The 3,640-nt window shown below is 54.7% G+C and carries 4 protein-coding genes; all 4 read left to right on the forward strand.

Going from position 1 to position 3,640, the window contains the following annotated elements; translation table 11 throughout:
• A partial coding sequence (locus WM40_RS25915) for a MotA/TolQ/ExbB proton channel family protein (RefSeq protein WP_046154469.1) occupies positions 1-623 on the forward strand: 623 nt, incomplete at its 5' end.
• A 14-nt stretch (positions 624-637) separates the two neighbouring features.
• Positions 638-1,060: an ExbD/TolR family protein gene (locus WM40_RS25920; protein ID WP_046154470.1), complete on the forward strand. Its 423-nt coding sequence runs from the start codon at positions 638-640 to the stop codon at positions 1,058-1,060.
• The gene (locus WM40_RS25925) at positions 1,057-2,805 is read left to right on the forward strand and encodes an ABC transporter ATP-binding protein/permease (RefSeq protein ID WP_046154471.1); all 1,749 of its coding nucleotides are present in this window, start codon (positions 1,057-1,059) and stop codon (positions 2,803-2,805) included. Before WM40_RS25920 ends, WM40_RS25925 begins: the two co-directional genes overlap by 4 nt.
• A 134-nt stretch (positions 2,806-2,939) precedes the next feature.
• On the forward strand, positions 2,940-3,640 hold a 701-nt coding region (gene trxA / locus WM40_RS28360; protein ID WP_082103273.1), incomplete at its 3' end, for a thioredoxin.

Raw genomic sequence — 3,640 nt, forward strand, 5'->3', positions numbered from 1 at the left:
TTACGAAGGCCATTGCGAATCGCCGGCTTGAGGCGCTTGGCAGGAGTGTGCAAAGCAGGTTCTGGGCAACACAGAACCTGAATGAGGGTCTCGATGCCCTTGGTAAGTCGGCACACAATCCTTTCCGTGCGCTCGTAGTCGCCGGTCGCGAGGCAAACGAGCAGCAGGCAGCCAGCCACTCGGTCATGCAGGGGAGTTTGGGCTCCGGCGAGTGGGTCGCACGCGGCTTGAGCAATGCGTTCGACGAAGAGACCGCGCGTTTGCAAAATGGCCTCGCGGTTCTGGGATCAATCGGTAGTACAGCGCCGTTCGTTGGCCTGTTCGGGACCGTGTGGGGCATTTACCATGCTCTCATGGCAATTGGCCTTTCTGGCGAGGCGAGTCTCGACCACGTGGCCGGACCAGTTGGCGAGTCGCTGATCATGACCGCTTTTGGCCTTTTCGTCGCCATCCCGGCTGTTCTTGGCTTCAACTATGTGAATCGCGGCAACACCCGTGTTCGCCAGCGCCTGCACCGTTTCATGCACGAACTGCACGTTTACTTCGTCATGGGTTCGAAGGCGTGCAACGAAGCGCAGCGCGCAATTGCGGCCAAAACGCAGAATGTCAACGTCGCAGCGTAAGCGGGGAGATAGCCATGACAATGCTGCTCGACAACGGCAACGACGAAGGCGTCATGAACGATATCAATATGACGCCGCTGATTGATGTCATGCTTGTACTGCTCATCATATTCATCGTGACGCTCCCGGTTATAAACAAAGCGGTGAAGGTCCAGCTTCCCAAGGCCGTGGCGCAGCCTGCGGAGTCGAAGGCCCACGACATCGATATTTCGATTACGGCAGACAAAGCCGTGCTGTGGGACAAGAAGCCGGTCGACGATAATGCATTGAAGCAGCGCATCGCTGCCGCAGCAAAGCAATCTGAACCCCCGGCGGTCAATGTCGATGCCGATGAGAACGTGCCGTACGGCAAGGTCGCCACAGTGATGGCAGCGCTTCAGGGCGGCGGTCTCAACAAGCTCAATTTTGTCATGCAACCTCCAAAGGGGGATAAATGAGCGCGAATCGCGCCTTCCCCGCGGACCGCGCAGAGGATAGGGAGGCTCGTCGTAGCTTTCCATCCGTTTGGCTTCTTATTCTTCCGTATTGGAAAACGAAGGAAGGGCTCCAGTCCCTGGTGATGTTGGCGTGCGTTCTACTCTTCGGTTGGGCGGGTACTTACCTATCTCTTTGGCTTAATCGGTGGACCGGGACGTTCTATGACGCTATCGGCGCGCAAAAGTTTGTTTTGCTGCCAGCGCTTTTGACTTCTTTTATTGTCGTCGCCGTTTTGCATGCAGTCCAGGTGATGTCGACTGCAGTGTTGCAGTCGTTTGTCGAATATCGGTGGCGCAAATGGCTCACGAACTGGCTGACAGAAAAGTGGCTTGCGAAGAAGCTTTATTACCGCATCGAGCGCGATGGTGCGCTGGAAAACATCGACCAGCGTGTGGCCGACGATGCCAGGCTTTTTGTGCACGATACCTTGCTTCTGATTATGGGCATTCTGGATGTCCCAGTCAGGATAGTGACCTTCGCGATTGTGCTCTGGAGCATCGGTGGGGGAGTGAAGGTGACTCTCGGTAGTTCGACCTACACGATAGCCGGCTATCTTGTATTTGCTGCTGTTCTATATCAAGGGACTATTTTTCTCTTCACGCATCTCCTGGGCAGACGCGCCATCACGTTGAACGCAAGACAAAATCGCCTTGAGGGCGATTTCCGGGTGATGATGGTGCGCGTACGCGAATTTTCCGAGCAAATTGCATTTTTCCGTGGAGAACAAACGGAGCGCGGGAGTCTTTCTCACTCGCTTGACAAGGTTATCTCAAACCTTTTTTCGACACTTTGCGTCACGACAAGAGTCGCCTTTTTTTCCAGTGTGGTCGGTCAGCTTGGCTCTATTGTTCCTACGCTGTTGGTGCTTCCTCGTCTGACGGCGGGGGACCTTACGCTTGGCGGCTTGATGCGATCAAACAGCGCGTTTGGCTCGCTGACTGGCGCGCTTTCGTTCTTTCCCCAAGTTTATCTAAGTTTCGCTTCATGGCGCGCAGAGGCCAACCGTCTGCGCGAATTCCTGGCCGTCGAAGCTGCCGTGGAAAATGTTGGGTTTACTGTAGAACGTAACGAAACGCATGCCGTTAGCGGACGCGGGCTTCAGTTAGCGAACGCGGACGGGCTGGCGTTGGCGCGAGTCCCAGACTTTACAGTTCCGTCGGGTGCGCGCTGCATTATTCGCGGTCGCTCGGGTTCCGGGAAGAGCACCCTGCTTCGCGCCCTGGCGGGCCTCTGGCCTTATGGTCAAGGAACCATTACGACGTCGGCGAGCGGAGTGTTCTTTGTGCCGCAACGTAGTTATATGCCATCAGGAACCTTGAAGGCAGTCGTTACTTATCCTAAAGAGGAGCATGCGGTCGGTGACAAAGAATGTGCCGAGGTTCTTCGTGCGTGTGGCCTTTCAGCATACGTCGGCTCGCTCAATATTGTTGACCGATGGGACGGTCGGCTCTCAGGGGGGGAGCAGCAGCGCATCGCGTTTGCGCGAGTATTATTGGCTAAACCAGCCATTCTGTTTCTTGACGAATGCACATCGGCGCTCGATTCCCAGAGCGAGAGGGAATTATATTCCCTTCTTCTATCCAGTTTGCCGGGTACAACAATTCTAAGCGTGGCGCATCGGAAGGAACTCGCCGAGTTGCACGAGATGGCCCTCGATTTCAACGGCGGTTCGGCTTGTGCACCCTATTTGGGGGGATCAGAATGAAAGGTTCAGACATCTTTCATTTGAAAACACCTAAGGTTTTGTAAAACCGTCTTGCTGACGTGCAGTACAACTCGGCGTCGCGAAACATATTTGATGAATATTGATAGCAAGATAGAAATTGATCGAGAGATAAAATGAGCAACTTGAAGAATGTCACTGAATCTAGCCTTGACATAGACATTATTTCGAACAAGCGTCCCGTTCTTCTCGATTTTTGGGCAGAATGGTGTGGCCCGTGCAAATCCCTCATGCCGACTCTCGAGAAGGTCAGCGCTGGATATCGCGGTAAAGTAGATTTCATGAAAATCAACGTGGATGAAAACGCCTCGGTGCGCAACAGGTTTTCTGTGCGTGGGATTCCGACGCTGATCCTCTTCAACGAAGGTCGCGAAATAGCGCGCTTTGTCGGTGCAAAGTCGGCAACCCAACTTGCTCGATTGATCGACGTCCAACTCGGCATCAAGAGCGACGCTTCCGTACAAACCGTTACGACGTTCAAGGCATTTGGCGGCGACCGCTCTTTCAAGGAGGCGGCGTCGGCCAAGCTGCGCGCGCATTTATCCGCGAAGGAAGCAGCGCCCGGGGAATCCATGTGGGACGCGCCGCTTGTCAGTGCGCTGCGGGTGGCTGCGGGTGAGGCCGACATGGAGAAGTGTGTGATAAAACTCGGCTTTCCCGAAGAGATGGCGGCAACAGCGGAAATGCTGTCGACTTATTGCGGGACAAATATTAAAGGGGCGCAGTTTGTTGCAAACTGGCTCGATAGTGTGCCAGCCGGCGCGAATCTCCAGCCGGTTTCAAGCAATCTGGTTGTGCGTCTGCTCAGGGAGAAGAC

Origin of the sequence: Robbsia andropogonis, assembly GCF_000970345.1 — a bacterium.
GTDB classification, from domain to species: domain Bacteria; phylum Pseudomonadota; class Gammaproteobacteria; order Burkholderiales; family Burkholderiaceae; genus Robbsia; species Robbsia andropogonis.